The organism is Pseudonocardia nigra (genome assembly GCF_019396355.1).
GTDB lineage: Bacteria > Actinomycetota > Actinomycetes > Mycobacteriales > Pseudonocardiaceae > Pseudonocardia > Pseudonocardia nigra.
This window is the reverse complement of record NZ_JAHKRK010000438.1, coordinates 1-1,641: the sequence shown is the minus strand read 5'-3', so window position 1 is coordinate 1,641 and position 1,641 is coordinate 1. Positions and strand designations below refer to the sequence as shown.

The following is a 1,641-nucleotide window of genomic DNA, read 5'->3' as shown; positions in this document are numbered from 1 at the left end:
CACCGGGCCCCGCGAAACTCATGCTGGACGTCGCAGCGTCGAGCGAGCAGGGCGGTGACCCAGGGGCACCTCGGGTGCATCAGCAGCCTGGCGGCTACCGACACAAGGATGGTGCACCAGTGAGCGATCTCCGCCAGCTCCCCGTGCCCGACGGCCTCGACGGCATGCGTGTCGACGCCGGGCTGTCCCGGCTGCTCGGGCTCTCCCGTACGGTCGTCGCCACGCTCGCCGAGGACGGCCGGGTGTCCGTCGACGGCCGCGCGGCAGGCAAGTCCGACCGGCTGACGGCCGGGTCGTGGCTCGAGGTGCAGCTGCCGGAACCGGACGCGCCCACCGACATCGCGGCGCCCGCCGAGGTCGTGGCCGGGCTGGAGATCCTGCACGCCGACGACGAGATCGTCGTGGTGGACAAGCCCGTCGGCGTCGCCGCGCACCCGAGCCCCGGTTGGACCGGCCCCACGGTCGTCGGCGGCCTCACCGCGCTCGGCTTCCGGGTGTCCACCTCGGGTGCGGCGGAGCGGCAGGGCATCGTGCACCGCCTCGACGTCGGCACCACGGGTGTGATGGTGGTCGCCGCGTCCGAGCACGCCTACACGGTGCTCAAGCGGGCGTTCAAGGAGCGCACGGTCGACAAGCGCTACCACGCGGTGGCCCAGGGCCATCCCGACCCGTCCAGCGGCACCATCGACGCCCCCATCGACCGCCACCCCCGCCACGACTACAAGTTCGCGGTGGTGGCGGACGGCAGGCCCAGCATCACCCACTACGACACCCTCGAGGCGTTCCGCGCGGCGTCGCTGCTGGACATCCGGCTGGAGACCGGGCGGACGCATCAGATCCGGGTGCACCTGTCCGCGCTGCGCCACCCCTGCCTCGGCGACATCACCTACGGCGCCGACCCGACGCTCGCCAAGCGGCTGGGCCTGCAGCGGCAGTGGCTGCACGCCCGCTCGCTCGGGTTCGAGCACCCGGCCGACGGGCGGTGGGTGGAGTTCACGAGCCCGTATCCCGAGGACCTCGCCGCGGCGCTGGATCGCCTGCGGGACCAGTAGGTGGACCAGGCCGCGCGGAGCGCCGGCCGCTGATCGCGGCTCTGACGTCGCTGCGGTGTCCCACGGTGGGGTGCGCGGGTCGCCGCCGCCGGCAATCGGACAGAACGGATACTGGCCGAGGGGTGATGCATGAGCGCTCGTGGCCGCATCGCGGTGCTCCTGGTCTGCGCCGCCGTCGCGCTGCTCACCGCCTGGTACGTGGGGGCGCGGTCCGCGCCGTCCGGGGCCGGGTCCGACCCCGTCGCCGTCGGGTCCGTCCGGTTGGGGCCGGAGCCGGGGGAGGCGGTCGACCACTACCTCGCGCGTCTGCCCGCCGAGCTCCCGCCGCCGCAGGCCCAGACGCTCGCGCTGGTGCAGTTCGCCGCGGAGCTGCCGATCGCCGACGCCGTCGCCGCCACCGCGGGCACCACGCCCGTCACCGCGGTGTTCCGGGTGCCGCTGCCCCGGGTGCAGACCGCGCTCCGGTTCGAACGGCTCGAGCCGGGCGTCCCGCCGGTGACGGCGCTGACCTCGGCACGGGAGCGGGCCGCGGCGGCGGCGGCCGGGGACGCCACCCGGGCGACCGGGCGCCCCGGCGACGTCGCAGCGG

The 1,641-nt window shown here is 75.3% G+C and carries 2 protein-coding genes; both read left to right on the top strand.

The annotated features are described in order from the left end of the window. The first annotated feature begins 164 nt into the window (after nt 1–164). Nucleotides 165–1,052, top strand: a complete 888-nt coding sequence (locus tag KME75_RS41375) for an RluA family pseudouridine synthase (protein WP_219420439.1) — start codon at nt 165–167, stop codon at nt 1,050–1,052. A gap of 129 nt (nt 1,053–1,181) precedes the next feature. Beyond that, nucleotides 1,182–1,641 (top strand): hypothetical protein (locus KME75_RS41370; RefSeq protein ID WP_219420438.1); only part of this gene is annotated, 460 nt, incomplete at its 3' end.